11 protein-coding genes are annotated in these 15,952 nt (G+C 47.7%); 2 read left to right on the forward strand and 9 right to left on the reverse strand.

The window, feature by feature from the left end; all coding sequences use genetic code 11:
• The first annotated feature begins 19 nt into the window (after positions 1–19).
• Both P9B68_RS08590 and ilvD read left to right on the forward strand, forming a co-directional pair.
• The gene (locus P9B68_RS08590; RefSeq protein ID WP_135656511.1) at positions 20–706 is read left to right on the forward strand and encodes a FadR/GntR family transcriptional regulator; all 687 of its coding nucleotides are present in this window, start codon (positions 20–22) and stop codon (positions 704–706) included.
• Between the two features lie 172 nt (positions 707–878).
• Positions 879–2,534, forward strand: a complete 1,656-nt coding sequence (gene ilvD, locus P9B68_RS08595) for a dihydroxy-acid dehydratase (RefSeq protein ID WP_135656509.1) — start codon at positions 879–881, stop codon at positions 2,532–2,534.
• A gap of 72 nt (positions 2,535–2,606) precedes the next feature.
• Here the strand turns inward: ilvD and P9B68_RS08600 are convergent, their stop codons facing one another.
• From P9B68_RS08600 to P9B68_RS08640, 9 genes are all read right to left on the reverse strand, one after another.
• Entirely contained in the window at positions 2,607–3,923 is a 1,317-nt protein-coding gene (locus tag P9B68_RS08600; protein WP_277668857.1) for an esterase/lipase family protein, read from the reverse strand.
• A 458-nt stretch (positions 3,924–4,381) separates the two neighbouring features.
• A complete protein-coding gene (locus P9B68_RS08605) occupies positions 4,382–5,155 on the reverse strand; it encodes a phosphatase PAP2 family protein (RefSeq protein ID WP_277668858.1) in 774 nt (257 codons plus the stop codon).
• Positions 5,148–6,065, reverse strand: coding sequence for a diacylglycerol/lipid kinase family protein (locus tag P9B68_RS08610; RefSeq protein ID WP_277668859.1), 918 nt, complete (start codon positions 6,063–6,065; stop codon positions 5,148–5,150). The genes P9B68_RS08605 and P9B68_RS08610 overlap by 8 nt, the downstream gene beginning before the upstream one ends.
• A 180-nt stretch (positions 6,066–6,245) precedes the next feature.
• The gene (locus P9B68_RS08615; protein ID WP_277668860.1) at positions 6,246–6,725 is read right to left on the reverse strand and encodes a late competence development ComFB family protein; all 480 of its coding nucleotides are present in this window, start codon (positions 6,723–6,725) and stop codon (positions 6,246–6,248) included.
• A 4-nt stretch (positions 6,726–6,729) separates the two neighbouring features.
• On the reverse strand, positions 6,730–7,491 hold the full coding sequence (locus P9B68_RS08620) for a ParA family protein (protein ID WP_135656501.1): 762 nt from the start codon (positions 7,489–7,491) through the stop codon (positions 6,730–6,732).
• A gap of 122 nt (positions 7,492–7,613) precedes the next feature.
• On the reverse strand, positions 7,614–8,537 hold the full coding sequence (locus P9B68_RS08625) for an alpha/beta hydrolase (protein WP_135656499.1): 924 nt from the start codon (positions 8,535–8,537) through the stop codon (positions 7,614–7,616).
• Positions 8,538–8,713: 176 nt separating this feature from the next.
• Positions 8,714–11,365, reverse strand: coding sequence for a sensor domain-containing diguanylate cyclase (locus P9B68_RS08630; protein ID WP_277668861.1), 2,652 nt, complete (start codon positions 11,363–11,365; stop codon positions 8,714–8,716).
• 119 nt (positions 11,366–11,484) lie between these two features.
• Positions 11,485–14,562: an AAA family ATPase gene (locus tag P9B68_RS08635; RefSeq protein WP_277668862.1), complete on the reverse strand. Its 3,078-nt coding sequence runs from the start codon at positions 14,560–14,562 to the stop codon at positions 11,485–11,487.
• On the reverse strand, positions 14,552–15,691 hold the full coding sequence (locus tag P9B68_RS08640) for a metallophosphoesterase family protein (protein ID WP_277668863.1): 1,140 nt from the start codon (positions 15,689–15,691) through the stop codon (positions 14,552–14,554). Before P9B68_RS08640 ends, P9B68_RS08635 begins: the two co-directional genes overlap by 11 nt.
• Between the last annotated feature and the right edge of the window lie 261 nt (positions 15,692–15,952).

Consider the following 15,952-nt stretch of genomic DNA (forward strand, 5'->3'; position numbering starts at 1 on the left):
GAATTAAGGGGATTCACCAATGACGAAAAAAGGGGAAAGCCTTGCTGAAAAAATCGCCGATGATATTCTTGCAATGATCACAATTGATAAAAAATTCTCTCTGGGCGACAAGCTGCCAAATGAAAATGTACTTTCTTCCCAATTAAAGGTGAGCCGCACTACGCTTAGGGAAGCCATCCGCATTTTGGTTGCCCACAATGTGTTGGAGATTCAGCGCGGAAAAGGAACATTCGTAAAAAGGAATCCGTCCCTGAATGATTCGATGAAGCTGGAGGAACTTTCCGGATTCCCTATGGACGTGAAGGATTTATATGAAATGCGTTTGATTTTTGAGCCACAGTCGGCTTATTATGCCGCAAAACGTGCGACCGATAAAGAGCTGGAACGTATTTTATACTACGGAAAGCTGGAAGAGGAACAGATTCTGAAAAAAATGGATCGGACCGAAGTGGATCAGGCATTCCACAAATCCATTGCAAAAGCGACCCACAACGAATTTATGAACCGGCTGATGCCGATCCTGTATCAGGCAATCGGCAAGGGGGTCATTTTATCTTATGCAAATGAGGACATCGTTCAAAATACCCTGCATGACCATCGAATGATTATGGAGTTCCTTGCAAAGCGGGATGCCCTCGGTGCGAAAACAGCCATGGAGCTTCATATTATCCACGCAATGCGCGGCTTCGGAATAGAAAACGAATAACAAATCCCATGCAAAAAGCACGCCCATACTGCTGATAGCGGTATGGGCGTTTTGTTTTCTGCTGTCATTTCCGCCCGCTAGGAAACTTCCCGGGAAGCTTTATTTTCAATTGACATAAGACATCATACAATATATAATTAATTAAACAACTACATAGAGAGAGGTGCTCAAAATGAATAGTGATGCAGTAACCAAAAGCGTACCGCAGCGCGCCCTGTTCCACGCGCTTGGATTAACCGACGAGGAGCTTGAACGGCCTCTGATCGGCATTGTCGGTTCACAAAATGAGATTGTCCCCGGACATATGAATTTGGATAAAATCGTTGAAGCAGTAAAAGCAGGCGTTTCCATGGCGGGCGGAACCCCGATTGTATTTCCGGCCATTGCGGTGTGCGACGGCCTTGCAATGGGGCACCGCGGGATGAAATATTCCCTCATCACAAGGGAGCTGATCGCGGATTCCACCGAAGCAATGGCGATTGCGCACGCCTTTGACGCCCTCGTAATGGTTCCGAACTGCGATAAAAACGTACCCGGCCTTCTCATGGCCGCGGCGCGCCTGAATATCCCCACCATTCTTGTCAGCGGCGGGCCGATGCTCGCGGGCCGCGTTGACGGGCAAAAGACCAGCTTTTCCAGCGTTTCCGAAGCTTCCGGAGCATATCGCGCAGGAAAAATCACCAAGGAAAAACTGCTGGAATATGAAAACAGGGTCTGCCCCACCTGCGGCTCCTGCTCCGGTATGTATACTGCCAACAGTATGAATTGCCTGACAGAAGTCCTGGGCATGGGCTTAAAGGGGAATGGAACCATTCCGGCAGTTTATTCGCAGCGCCTTCAGCTTGCAAAGCACGCGGGCATGAAGATTATGGAGCTGCTGAAAAGGAATATCCGCCCGCGCGACATTATGACCGAGGGCGCGTTCCGCAATGCGCTGACGATTGATATGGCTCTTGGGTGCAGCACAAACAGCATACTCCACCTTCCCGCAATCGCGCATGAATGCGGCATCTCTCTAAACCTGGATATTGCGAACGAAATCAGCGACAAAACGCCGAACCTCTGCCATCTTGCCCCTGCGGGCCACACCTATATGGAAGACCTAAACGAGGCGGGCGGCGTTTACGCCGTAATGCATGAAATTAACAAGCTCGGGCTGCTCCAAACCGACCTGATCACCTGCACCGGCAAAACGGTGGGAGAAAATATTGCAAACTGTATGAATCGCAACCCGGAGATAATCCGCCCGGTTGAAAATCCTTACAGCAAAACAGGCGGCATTGCCGTATTAAGGGGAAATCTGGCTCCCGATTCCTGCGTTGTCAAACGCTCTGCGGTGGCACCAGAGATGCTGAAGCACGAAGGTCCGGCAAGGGTTTTCGACAGCGAAGAAGAAGCCATTGACGCGATTACTTCCGGGAAAATCGTACCCGGCGATGTTGTTGTTATCCGCTACGAAGGACCAAAAGGCGGCCCCGGTATGCGGGAAATGCTGAATCCCACCTCCGCAATCATGGGAGCCGGACTTGGAAGCAGCGTCGCGCTCATTACGGATGGACGTTTCAGCGGCGCAACCCGCGGCGCAGCAATCGGCCATGTCTCCCCCGAGGCAGCGGTCGGCGGGAATATCGCCCTTGTAGAGGAAGGCGATCGCATCCAAATTGATATCATGGCAAATACCATTCACCTTGCCGTCAGCGACGAAGAACTGAAGAAACGCCGCGAAAATTGGAAGCCCAGAAAGCCCAAAATTACGGAGGGCGCTCTGGCAAGATACGCTTCGATGGTTTCTTCCGCGAATAAAGGGGCCATCCTGGAAATAAAATAACCTTTAATTTATCTAAAAAAAGCTTCAGTTGGTTTAAACGAACCAACTGAAGCTTTTTATGTAAAAACAGAATTATTTCGGAAGCTGGCTGAGCATTGTTGCTGTCTCTATAAAGAAGTCCAAAGCTCCATCCCAGTTTCTGCCGATGATGTCTTCATGGTCGATATGTTTTATACCCATGAAGTTCCACTGGCCAATCTTCGGCGTACCGTCGAAATCTTCGATGATATCGGTGGAACCATAGTGCGGACCGCTTTGGGAGATGGTATTGACATAACCGTCATTCGGCCACCATGTTTCATCAATAATGGGGATTTCACGGGAATAATCTTTACGGTGATACGAACCCATGAACGCCGCCTGTGCCGCCCATTGCGCGTTGTAAAGCTTTTTGTCACCCATAAGCAGCGGATCGGCAATCTGGTGGCCCTCGAAAGAAATTGGATTTTTCTTTGTTCCCAAGCATGCCCATGAGAAATAATAGGTATCGGGCTGGGCTTTGACCCATCTATTCTGCACTACTGCACCGTCCGTGCCTAAATCATAAGCACAGTTGTCTTTGCTGTTTGTCCACATACTGCTATTAAGAACCCTGTTCAGGAACTTCTTAAGGCTTTCTCCGGATTTTCTCTTCAACCCGAACTGGTCGAGCTTAATATCGTAGACTTCATTGGCATTTGGAATATTGCCAAGACCGGATCCAACTGCGGCAAGAGCAACAGCGGTAACCTTGTTTGTTCCCTTCACATCGGCAAGAGTGGTTCCGTCATGGGGGCTTGCCATGGTGGTAACGCTGCTAATCCAGTTGTGGCCGCCTGCAAACAATGGGCTTACATTCTCACCGGAAACAGCTCTCTCTTCCGCACTACCTTCGCCAAGAAGCGCCGACAAAAGCCTTACCGTCTGGCCGCCCTGGCTGTGGCCGATCAAATGAACCTTCTGAATATTTCCGTCTTCATCTTCCTGACCCCAATTCGGCAAAAAGCCTTTATAGGTCCTGCCGAATCTGGCGTGGCCGTAACGTTTCGAGTGCGCCTCGCCGTAGTCGACCGTACCACCCTTGATCTGCGCATAAAGCTCACACGCTCTGTCCCAGTTGCTGGAAAGCGGACCTACAGCGGCTGTGTAGGTTGTAAAGCCCCTGTCGTTCAATTCTTCCTGAAAATCGACATTGCCTCCCCAGTAATACTTGGCGTTGAACGCAAGCCTTCCGAAGGCTTCGTCTCTTCCCCAGCCGTTGCAGCCGTGGCAGAGAACAATCGGGTAGTCGTTTTGGCGCGACTCCTTCTTCTGTGCAGCCGCAGCCGCCGACGGCAGGAACACGGACATTGTTAACGCGAACGTTAAAATGAGTGCGCCAAGCTTTTTGAATTTTGACCTCTTCACCATTTCACAATCCTCTTTTCTTTTTTTTGAACATTCTTAGAAGTACATAAAAATAGAGATTCCTGTTTCCGTTTAAAAATCGTTTCCTTAAAGGCAAGGTGTTTTCATCTGCGCTTCCTTTTTTAATTTTTAAAATTCAACAGCAATCCTATGTTTTAGGTAATTCTTGGAAATGTTCTATACAGAATTATAGGTAGGATTTGCCAAAAAGTAAATAAACATTTTACGAATATTGTTTAAACTGTCACACAAACTACTTTGTTTAAAATCTTTTAAAAATTTTGGTGAAAAATATGACCAAAGTCATTGACAGAATGTCCAATCTCCATATTTTTCCTTTGTTTATGGAACTCTGCTGCAAATTTTTTGAATTTATTTTATTTTAAAAAAAGTCCCAATTGGCTATCGAACCAATTGGGTTACAATTTCATCATTTTTTCTTTTCTGCGAAAAGCTTTTATTTAATAAAATCCAATCACCCTGAAAATCACTGCATTTACAACTACGCCGATGAACCCCCAGAAGATTCCTAAAATTGCTCCCGCAAGCACATCCCGGGGATAATGCATCCCCATATACATGCGCGTTGTCCCAACCAGAGCGGCCAGCAAATACAGCACAACCGCAACAAACATATGTCCTTTAAAATACTGCGATAATATGGTGGCCATATAGAACGCCTGACCGGTATGCCCGCTGGGAAAGGACTTTCCTCTTGCGCGTGTGCCAACAACACGGACATTTTCCAGATAGGAAAACGGGCGGGGCCTTTTTATGAAAGATTTGATTCCTTCCACAACCAGCCAAAGCGTCAGCGTTCCGAATACAAACTCATACGCCAGATGCGGATTCACCGCAAAGTAAAGCACCAAAGCGATTACAACGGTTACAATACCGTTGCCAAGTTCCGTCAACGCCATCATGGTACGATCCAGCCAGCGCGGCCGTTTTCCATATCCGTTAAAAAACGTAAAGACATAGGCGTCTATGTTTTGGCCTTCCGTCCATACCAGCGAAACCGCCAGAAGGCAAAAAAACAAGAGCATGGCAAGCAGTACGGAGTGCTCCCGCATGGTAAGCCAGACATGCTTCCAAAAAGTGAGGGGGACAACCGTTACATAAAAAGCGAGCGCCGTAAGGATCACAAGGAGCCAGACGGAAGGGTGCAAACACCGGAGCCGGCAGATCAGCTTCCCGCACTTTTTCACTTTCGGATGGTTGAAAATATCAGTCATTTTTCTTTTGATTCCTCGCTTGCTTATTTTCTTTTTGGAAACGCGGAAGCATCACCGCAAGCGCGCGCCGATTCATTTCGATATGAACCGCCCCGGTCCCCAGCGGAACGCTGTCCGCCATAATCTGCATGGGCGGCATGGTTTCAATATCGACTTTATGAACATGATAATGTTCGATTCTCGGATCTTCCACTTCGCTTATATCCGAACCCTTTAAAGCGCAGCCGAGCAGGTTTATCTTATTCAGGTTGGAAAAGAGAAGGACATCCAGCAGCCCGTCTTTAAAAGCGGCTTTATTCCCTACCCGGTAGTTGCGCCCAACGTGCGGCATATTCGTTACCAGCACAACATGCCCCATCCGGACAATTTCACGCCGGTCATCCATTGACAGCTTGATTTTTGAATGGGTAGAAGAAACCAGCGTTGCAAGGAAGTCCCCCACCCGCTCGAAATGGCCATGCTGAATGTCATCCCCGGCCGAAAACAGGGACGACATCAGTCCGACGGAACAGACTTCCAAAAACGGCATTTTCATATCCCCATAAACCACCATTCCCATATCGATTTTCACCCGTTCCCCCAAGCGAAGGATGGAAATAGCAGACGGTATATCCTGCGGTATATTCAGACTGAGCGCAATATTATTCTGTGTTCCCGTTGGAATAATCCCTAGCGTTGCAGGCAAGCCGGCAATTTCCCTGGCAACCGCGGAAATGGTTCCGTCCCCGCCGCATACAACAAAAAGGTTCACGCCCTGTACAAGGGTTTCCTGAACCATTTTGGCATAATCGCTGTCGGGTTCCGTCAGGTACACCTCGGGAATGAACTTCCATTCCTGCAACATGCTGATAATATTCATTAATTGGACGGGAGAAGCGTTTGCCGAACCCGATGCAGGATTAAAAATCAATTTTGCGCGTCTCCGCCGTTTTCCCCAGTAGTAGATTTCATTCTCCATCTTGACCGCAAAACCTTTCTCACACGCCTTATTCATAACAGGATTATTATGAATAAAAAGGATGGAAAATATGTCTGGCCAGCAGGATTCATGAAAATTCAAAAAAAGGCACCCGCAAAGGTGCCTGTGTATTTAATGCCTCGGATGGGAACGTACCGCCAAAATTGCCTTAATGACCGCGGTTACAACCGCCGCGTTGGTCTGCGCATCCAACCGGGGCGCCGGCTGCCCTTCCATTAGAACCATATAGTGGGGTGAAAGCCGGTTCAGCGCCAGAGCAACCATATCCTTTTTACACCGGTCGCACCGGCAACACTGAAACCGCTTTAATGCTTCCTCCAGCTTTTCCAGCACAACGGCTTCCATCGTGTTCACCAGAACCGTCTGCTGGGTATCCATTAGCGGAATCCCAAGCTCGCGGCGCATCATGGCTCTGTGTGGGCTCGGCGCTTCCTCTTCCTTTGGCAATTTTTCCGCCTGCGTGCTTTTTTCTGAGGACGGCTGCTGAACCTCCTGTTCCTCCTGCAATGAGGCCTTAATGGTTTTGGAACCGGAAGGCATCAGCATTTTATACATTAAATCCTTATCAATATCTTTCTTGGTTTTTGCCATACGATTAGGCCTCCTTTTTCAGAAATTCATCTGTAAAGCTCTGGTAGTCCTTTGCAATATTATTTCTTGGGGAATAATCCAGAATATTCTGCTGAACCGACTGTGCTTCGCTGGCAGCAACGCTGCTCCTTATGTATGTGTCAAAAAGGCGGATATTTAAGTCCTCCGCGATCATCGCGGCCGTACCGCGAATTTCTTTGCACAAATGGGTACGGGGGTTAAATTTCGTAAGCAAAATCCCGGCAATATCCAGATTTGGGTTACAATATTTTTTCACACGTTCGACGGTTTCATATAGCTTACCAATCCCCTGCAGGCTGAAAATATCAGACAGAACGGGCACGATAATCGTATCGGAGGCAGTAAACGCGTTGATCGTAAGTATGCCGAGCGCTGGGGGCGTATCGATCAAAATATAGTCGTAAAGGTCCATAACCGGCTTAAGGGCCTCTTTCAGCAAATATTCTCTTCCTGTATTCGTAAATTCCAATTCAATTCCGCTCAGAAGAATACTGGAGACGATCAGATCGGCCGTATCGGATTTCTGTATGGCAAACTGGGTTTTCACATCGCCTTTCAGAACATCGTAAATGGTCGCGCAGATGTCGGTGTCTACACCTACGCTGAAGCCGAGGTTTCCCTGCGGATCCAAATCAATCATTAGGACGCGGAACCCCCTTTTCTTCAGCCCCGCCGCCAAACTACAGGTAGTGGTTGTTTTCCCTACCCCGCCCTTCTGATTGGATATTGAAATTACGCTGCTCATCTATAAATCCCCCTTGGCAATTTCACAAGCTTATTCCGTCCTTATTATACTATTTTCTACACAATCTTACAATAATTTCATAATTCTGACGGATTCTTTTTTCTGAGTTTGGTGAATTTATCCTATTTTTCAATCTTTAGGAAATTCAAAATAATTTTATAACAGTCCCGTACCTGGGAAAAAACCGGAGGCATTGCAAAAAAGCCGTGAAGCGCATCGGGAATCCGGTGCACCTCCACCGTATTTCCGGCCTCTTTCAGCCTTTTGCCGTAATCCTCCGCCTCGTCCCGCAGGGGATCGTGCTCCGCCGTAATAATGAGCGTGTCCGGCTGATTGCTGAAATCCTTGGATGCCAGCGGGGCAAAATAGGGGTTTTGCAAATCCTTTTCATCCGCCATATACAGCGCCATATAATCGTTGATCCGTTTTGCGGTAAGCAGATATTTTTTATGGCTGCTCCGTACCGAAGCATAGGGGGATTGCTCCGTATGGTCGTGATAGGCACAGGGATAAAGAAGTATCTGACGCGCAGGAAAGAATTCGCCCCGGTCACGAGCCATTAGGGACACCGCAGCAGCCAAATTTCCGCCGGCGCTGTCGCCCATAAGTGTGATCCGATCCGGTTCCGTTTGAAGCAGGGACGGTTCAAGGAATATTTCGCGCGTAACGCGATAGCAGTCCTCCGGCGCCGCTGGGAAACGATATTCCGGCGCCGACCGGTAATCGACCGACACAACGGTATAGCCGGTCATCTCGGCTAAATTGGCGCAGACCCGGTCATAGCTGTCAATAAAACCGGTTATCCACCCGCCCCCGTGAAAAAAGAGGATAATGGATTTGCTTTCACTATCAGAAGGGGTAAAGATCCGCACCGGAATCGCATGATTTTCATAAGCGACAACATGGTCCCACATTTTGTAGGGTGGCTTGCGGTGATGGTTTGCTATCCGGATAATCTTTTTCTGCATCTTATATTGATCCCCAAAATCGACGTCCGTGTAAGAAAGTGCACGCAGCGCAGCCCGCATAAGCCGGTTTACCGCCATTTTATACACGCCTTTCAATGCAAAATCTGAAAGTAGTATATACCGTTTACTTCCTTTTATTGCCGCTGGGCGCTTTTCCCCTCACACAAAAGGACGGAATTACACATTACGGGCACCCCGGCTGTACCGGGGAGTCCGCATGAAAACAGAAAAGGCGGTATGGTTTCCCATGCCGTCTAATCGCAAAAATCATCCTCTTCCGAATAAAATTCGTAGCAATCCTTTCCGCGCCGTTTCGCCTTGTACAGGGCGGCATCCGCCTTTGGATACAACTCCTGATAGGTCTTCCCGTCCTTCGGGAACAGCGCGATTCCGATGCTCCCTGATATTTGATACGATAAATCCTTGCTTGCATGCGTGGTGCGGAAAATCTCGCACATGGCTTTTGCCTTCTGTTCGATCAGATCATCGGCGGAAATATCGCGCAAGAACACAACAAATTCATCCCCGCCGATACGTCCGACAACATCCGACGTTCGGAAAAGCTTCTGGAGCCTGTGGGATATTTCCATAATGACTTCGTCGCCGGTCATATGGCCGAACTGGTCGTTAATCGCTTTGAAGTTATCAATATCAAGCATCATCAGCGCATGCCTTTCAACAGGCGCCGACTCCGCCAGATGGTCTTCAATTTGGGACTGTGTCGCGGTTTTGTTGAAAAGATTGGTCAGTGGGTCGCGTTGGGATTTATCCAGCAGCCGCTGCATCTCCTTTTTTTGCTTATCAATATTGTACGCCTTCCCAACTGCTTTGCTCGGCCTGCCGTACGAATCATAGATAATTTTCGCTTTTATGCGGTGCCAAATAAACTCATTGGACTTTGTTATAAAGCGGACCTCGGTTTCCGAATCCGCATTGCCCATCCGCAATTTGTTTAAATAAGCCTTAAATTCGGGCAAATCCTTATCGCATATACTTTCATTCTGTAAAATATTTTCTAAAAACCCGGAAATGTTCGGGTGCCTTCCGGTTAAAGCGGTAAAGAGCGGAGAAAACTCCATACAGTCGGCCGGAATATCATACTCAAACATAATATCATCGGAAAGGTTTTCCGCTATTTGGTACCGTTCCTGCTCCACTTCCAGTTCTTCCTGCGTCATTTTCAGCGTTGTAATATCCGAAAAGACACATTGATAGAAAACCTGCTGGTTTTGATTCACCGTGCGGGTTCCGCTTAAAGACACCCAAATCACTTTTCCGTCGCGCTGCACCATCCGGAACTCCGCCATAATCGGCCTTTTTTCCGCAATCTGCCTGGATATCATACTGGACAAAAAACGGGCGTCATCCGGATGAACGTTCTCGATGCCTTCATGCTCCTTGGATTTGTATTCTTCCTCCGTATATCCGCAAAGCCTGTAGAATCCCTCGCTGGCATAAACAAGCTTTAGTTTTCCGTCCTCGTACGCATACTGGGCAACGCCGCCCGGAATACTGTTTGCCAGGGTCAGAAGCTGCTTCATGGCGTCATTGGCCTTTTTATGGGCCTGCTTGGATTCCGTAATGTCGATCACAACGGCATAAAACTGCCTTTGCCCGTCCTCGCAGGTAACAATCTGAACACGGTTTAAAAACCAGCGTATTTCTCCCTCTGAAGTGACAATCCGGTATTTTACTTCTGCAAATTTGCTTTGCGTAAATTGCTGGCGAAGGTTGTTCAACGTCTGAACGCGGTCTTCCCCATAGATCATATTGCAGAAGGAATTGTGATACTTTTCTAAAAACTGTTCCCGCGAGTAACCAAACATTTTCAACAGCCCGTCGCTTACAAACTGGAACTCCATATCCTCGCTGTCATTGTATCGGAACGCGCCGCCGGGCAGGTTGGCAATAAAGGTTTCCAGCTCAACCTTTGTGGAGCGCAACTCATCATTCTTATTGCGGATCATCTTTCGGTTCTTTCGATCAGAAAGTACCATATATAAGATGAATAAAAGCATAGCAACTATAAGATGGGCCATAAGAGGAATGGTATAATGCATGATTTTATTGGTTTTGAAGGCTATCTCACTTACGGAAACCGTTTTAAAAATATACCAGTCCTCGATTCCCAACGGCATATAAAAAACGAAATATTCATTTTTATTGGTATAATAGTGGGAATTCCCGGATTTTCCACCGCGCATGTTGGATTTGATAAGATTCAAACCGTTGGAATCTTCAAAGGTTAAATTCGTATTGGAAAAGATATTGCTATTCCGTTTTTCGGGATTGGTTGTGGAGATAATCGTCCCATTCCCAAGAACGATGTTTGTTTCACTAAAATCCTCATTGCCGTTTACGTTGAGAAGCGCGTCGATTTTATTCGCCGGGATAATTGCTTGAACTGCACCTACTGTTTTGCCTGAAAGCCGAACCGGTGCGGCTGCAACGATCATATTCTTCCCGTCCAGTCTGGAATCTTCAACGGGAGCTATCACAATGGAACCGCCCATTACCTTTTTAAAATACGCACGGTCGGCAATTGGAAGGATCCGCCCATCTTGAAAATAGCAGGTGCCATCCGCCTGCACATACGATAGAGAAATTATGGGGTCGGATGAATCCATCTTTTTTAAAAAGCTTTGGATTTCTTCCTTACCGAGGGAATGGTACTGTGCTTCCATCACTTTGGAAAGCCCTCTGACAGAGGCTTCCGCAAATTGCAACTCATTTCTTACAATCAGAGCATCCTGGCCCGCTTCCGACGCTAAATTCTTCTGATTATCTTCAGTAAACGTATTTTTTACTAAAAGGGTATAGTGGCTGAAAGACAGAATTATAACCAAAATAGCTGCGGCCATAACAAGAATTGCGGTTATGGATGTATTAATTCTACTCTTCAACATATATCCCCCCAAGACATAGCGAAAGCCTTCATGCGGGTTTCATCAAATTGTATACAAACTTATAGTACCATATTTTCCCATAAAAAGAAATAATTGAATATAAATTTGCTTAACAAAACTTAAAAGGACTTTATCGCCGTCCCTAAATTATTGTCGATTGTAAAAGAGCGAATACTTTGACGACAGGTAAATAAAACGATCTGGGATGCGCCGTTTTTCTTCGAATACTCGGAAAGGAAACGCAGCCCCTCTTCCGCCCGACCATCATCGTACTGCAGAAAAACATCGTCCAGAAACAAAGGCAGCTTTTCCCCATTCTGCGACAACAGCTCCGCCACAGCCAGCCGCAGCGCCAAATAAGCCTGATCCACCGTACCGCTGCTCAGGTACTGCCATTCATGCGAAACCGCGCTATCCACATCCTGTACATTAATATCGAAATTTCTGGAAATCATTACCTTGTTATATTTTCCGCCGGTAAGTTTTTGGAAAATTTCAGCGGTTTTCTTATTTAAAATTGGCCCGAAGCTTTGCCGGATTTCATTAAACGCTTCCATTATGGTTTTTTGCGCCATGTCAAGGCACGCAAAGGTATCTTCGTTCTCGTCAATCTCGTGTTTTAACCGTTCCATTCCATTTTCCAGCTCACTGACGCTTTTCTGCCCGGCATAGCGGTTTTTTATCTCCGAACTCAACCGGACAATCTCTTCCGAAGCTTTCTGGTACTGTTCCAGGCTTTCCATGCTTTTTTGTTTGAGATTTTCCGCCTCGTCGTCTTCCAGTTTTTCCGGCAGGATTCCGCCATTCAGGCGAAGAATTTCGTTGCGGATTTCTTCCGCTTCCCGCTGTATTTGTTCCAGCGTGCGGCCCTGCATCTCCTCTTTCAAATACTCCAGCTGACTGTTGATTTTTACACGTGCGGTATGAATGGCCTGCAATTCCTCTTTTAACCGTTGAAAGGCATGAACCGCTTCTTCGAAAGTGGATACGGGAATATATTTCCGAATATAGGAAATCAGTCTTTGGATGCCTTGGTTCAAGTCCTCCCTCGCCTGTGCTGCATCCGCTTTGGCCCCTGCCAGGTTTTCCTGTTTTGCCAGCGTTTTCGCCAGCCGGCTTTTCTGCTCGATCTGCCTGTTCTGCAATTCCTCCAGGGTCTCGCAGCCTATTCTCTTTAGCTGGGACTGTATCTGCTTGTCAAGCGCTTGGTCATAGGCAGATTGGGTTTCAAACTGCTCCTGAAGGCTTTGAAGATCAGCAGACGGGGCTTCCTCTTTTCCGGCAAGCGCAGCTTGTTTTTCCTTAACGCTGTTTGTAAGCTCCGTCAACTTTTCACCGGCAAAACGCAGCTTGATTTCAAGCTCCGTTCTTTTTTGCTCCGCAAAGGACAAGTCCTCCAGCGCGCTTTGAAGCCTTTGTTGCACTTCTTCTGCTTTCTCCTGCATCCGCGCGAACTTTTCCTGTAATTCCTTCTGCCTGCTTTCCGCATCGCTCACCGAGCGTTCGGCTGCTTCCACCTCCAAATCCGCCGAACGGCGCACCTGCTCAAGCCCGGCTTTCGCACGCGCCGCTTCTTCTTCATCAATCACCGTAGTGGCAACTTCTTTTTCCTGTTTTCTGCCAAGCGCAGGGACAAGCAAAACTGCCGCGATTCCAGCGCCTGCAAAACAGGCCGGATGAAGAAATACGCCCAACAATATGGATAAAAGAAGGAGAAGCGCCACCGCGGCAAACAGGGGCACATTTCCTTTTCGTCCGACATCCTGCTTCACAAGAACCTGTTTGGGCGTTTGAGCCTGCTTCAGCCTTTCTTCCGCCGCTTCGATTTTTTGGCTGGAAAGCTGCTGCACGGATTTTAAATTGTGCAGAGCAACCTGATATTGCGTATTTATGCTTTCCTGTTCCTGTTTCAGGGAATCCAGCTTTTGCCGGCTCTTTTTCGCTTCCTCTTTCAGCCGGTTTACAGTATCCCGGATTTGTTCATGCTGCGCAGCGGCGTTTCTCAGCGAAGCTTCCTGTCTGGAATTCTCCTCCTTCTGAATCCGGAGCCGTTCCACTTCCTGCTCATATTCGGAGCGCAGCTTCTCTGCCTGCGAAAGCTTCTGTATGGTTTCCTTCAAGGCGCTCAGGGACTTTTGTACCGAAGCCTGTTCCCTGCCCATTTTGATGATACTGCTGATCTGTTCCGGCGGAATTTCAGCTTTCGCTGGAACGGCGACCTCCTCCTCTTCCAGAGCCTGGACATTTCGATCCCTTTCGCTGGCAACCTCTTTCAAAGATTGAATCCGGGCAATCTGTTCCTCGCCCTCGCTTACAAAAACCTCCGGAACAAAAGCGGGGTCCCACTTTGCCAATTGTGTTTCCCTGTTGTCGCAATCCAGAAGCTCTTTCTCAATTTTCTGCTTTTTCTGGACCAATTTTTCAAGGCCTTCAAGCTGCCGCAACTTTTCCTGAAGGCTGTATTGGGATTGATACTGCTGATATTCCTTTTCCAGCACATCCTTCTCTTCCGCCATCTGTATGCGCCGGGCTTCCATCTGCTTTTTTTCTTCCTCTCGCCGCAAAGCCTGTGCGCGTTCGTCCGAAAGGGAATCCAGAAGCTGATACTGTTTATCCAGAATCCCGATTTTCCCGCTTTTGGATTTTAACTGTTCCTTTGCACTTTGCAGGCGGGTGTCCACCTTTTTCTGCGAAACGCTTTCATCCCCCGTTGAAACAAGGTTCAAAAGCTTCTGGGTGATCTCATCGTCCTTATCCGCTCCGGCCATGCTGCCCGCCTGCCCGATAAACACGCTTTTTTCAAACGCAGTATCCCCCATTCCCAAAAACCTCTGCCCAAGGTTGGTACCGCTCGCGATTTTCTCCTTTTCCCCGGTCGTCTGATTCCAAAGGCTGATTTTATCCGTCGCGTTCGACGCGCCGAAAAGGCGCTCCAGCCGGTAAACCGTCCCGCCGCATTCGAATTCAATGGAACCGGACATTTTCGAGCCGTCCCACGGCATATATTTTTTCCGTTTGTTTTTGGTCAGGTCGGAGCTTTTCCCCGCCGAACCGTAAAACATCATTTTAATAAACGCCATAATGGTGCTTTTGCCGTCTTCGTTCTTTCCGTAAATAACCTGAAAGCCGTCCGTAAACGTAAGCTCAAAATCTTTCAGCTTTCCAAAATGGTCAATATGGATTCGCTTAATTTTCATGCAGCGTCACCTCGCTGTCGAACGCTTTTAAGCCGATATAAAGCGCCCGTTTGCAACGGGACGCCTGTTCCTCCGACTTGCATTCGTCTATCTTCTCCAGCATTTTCCGTACAAAAATTCCCTTGAGCGAATTTTCTTTTGCTAATTCGCTCAAGTCCGCCTGTACATGCGTTTTGTCTTTTAATTTGATATAGTAGAACTCTTTCTCAAGGCGCATGGCAATTGCCGCGCAGTCCGGCGTATAGGAAGCATCCAACGCCCCTTTCAGAATCACCTTATACAGATTTTCCGCGCAGCGCGCTCCATACCGCTGCCGCAGGGTGCGCAGAACGATCTCCGCCGCTTCATTATTGCTAACCGCCCCGCTAATGTCCACCGGCTCCTCAAGGTTCATCCGCCTGCAGACGGGAAGAAACGAAAGATCCACCCCGCCCTTATAGACCGTACCAATATAAACGCCCTTTTCGCCCAGCTCATCAAAGCCTCTTCCCTCCGGACAGCCACAGTAAGCGTATGCGGTTGCCCCGCTTTTCAGGATTTCGGTGCGCTTATGAATATGACCGAGAGCAAGATAGTCAAAGCCGCTGAAACGGATTTGTACGGGTGAAACCGGGTTGTAGTTGCTTGTCTGATTTTCCGCAACCAAATCCCCATGCATCACGCAGATTTGAATGGTGTCGTCCTCGGAAATGCTTCTTTCCGGCAGAAGCGTTTCCGTTACATACGTTCCCGTAAATGCGGTTCCCCACACGCGCACGCCCTTTTCCGGCAAGTCAAAGGAAGTGAGGCCCGCCTGATAAATATGTACATTCTCCGGCCAGTCCTCTTCAAAATAAGGGGAATCCGCCGAAAGATAATCATGGTTCCCGGGGGCAATGGCAACGATGGTATCCGGAATTTCGGAAAGGGACTTTTGGACGGAATGAATCACGCCGATATCCACCCCCGAGCTTTCAAACAGGTCGCCGGCTATTAAAAGCAGCTCCACCTTCTCCTCCCTGCAAAGGGAAACAATGCGGTCAAAGGTCAGCAACATTTCTTCACGGCGCTGCCTTGCGGCGTTTCCGATCGACGTAAGCTCCGCGCCCAAATGCAAATCCGCGCAATGAAGGATTTTGATTTGATTCATATTTTCACCATTCCCGTTACATCCAACTATAAATTCTATTATATCAACACATAGGAGGTAAATCAAATGAAAGAAGGCTTCGGATGCCCATGTTCCGAATTTGAATTTTAAGTAGAACCATGCTAGAGTCTGTTAACACTATTGCATTAAAGTATAAAATATAGTATAATAATTATATGGAAATAACAAAAGAACAATTTGATCGAATTGCCTCATATCTTCCGCGGCAACGTGGAAATGTGAGTATGAGCAATCTTCAAT

The sequence above is a fragment of the Caproiciproducens galactitolivorans genome (assembly GCF_029266045.1).
GTDB classification, from domain to species: Bacteria; Bacillota; Clostridia; order Oscillospirales; family Acutalibacteraceae; genus Caproiciproducens; species Caproiciproducens galactitolivorans.

Bases quoted from the DNA above. Each gene is read 5' to 3' on its own strand.
- P9B68_RS08590 (WP_135656511.1), top strand. From the start codon at position 20: ATGACGAAAAAAGGGGAAAGCCTTGCTGAAAAAATCGCCGATGATATT.
- ilvD (WP_135656509.1), top strand. From the start codon at position 879: ATGAATAGTGATGCAGTAACCAAAAGCGTACCGCAGCGCGCCCTGTTC.
- P9B68_RS08600 (WP_277668857.1), bottom strand. From the start codon at position 3,923: ATGGTGAAGAGGTCAAAATTCAAAAAGCTTGGCGCACTCATTTTAACG.
- P9B68_RS08605 (WP_277668858.1), bottom strand. From the start codon at position 5,155: ATGACTGATATTTTCAACCATCCGAAAGTGAAAAAGTGCGGGAAGCTG.
- P9B68_RS08615 (WP_277668860.1), bottom strand. From the start codon at position 6,725: ATGGCAAAAACCAAGAAAGATATTGATAAGGATTTAATGTATAAAATG.
- P9B68_RS08620 (WP_135656501.1), bottom strand. From the start codon at position 7,491: ATGAGCAGCGTAATTTCAATATCCAATCAGAAGGGCGGGGTAGGGAAA.
- P9B68_RS08625 (WP_135656499.1), bottom strand. From the start codon at position 8,537: ATGGCGGTAAACCGGCTTATGCGGGCTGCGCTGCGTGCACTTTCTTAC.
- P9B68_RS08630 (WP_277668861.1), bottom strand. From the start codon at position 11,365: ATGTTGAAGAGTAGAATTAATACATCCATAACCGCAATTCTTGTTATG.
- P9B68_RS08635 (WP_277668862.1), bottom strand. From the start codon at position 14,562: ATGAAAATTAAGCGAATCCATATTGACCATTTTGGAAAGCTGAAAGAT.
- P9B68_RS08640 (WP_277668863.1), bottom strand. From the start codon at position 15,691: ATGAATCAAATCAAAATCCTTCATTGCGCGGATTTGCATTTGGGCGCG.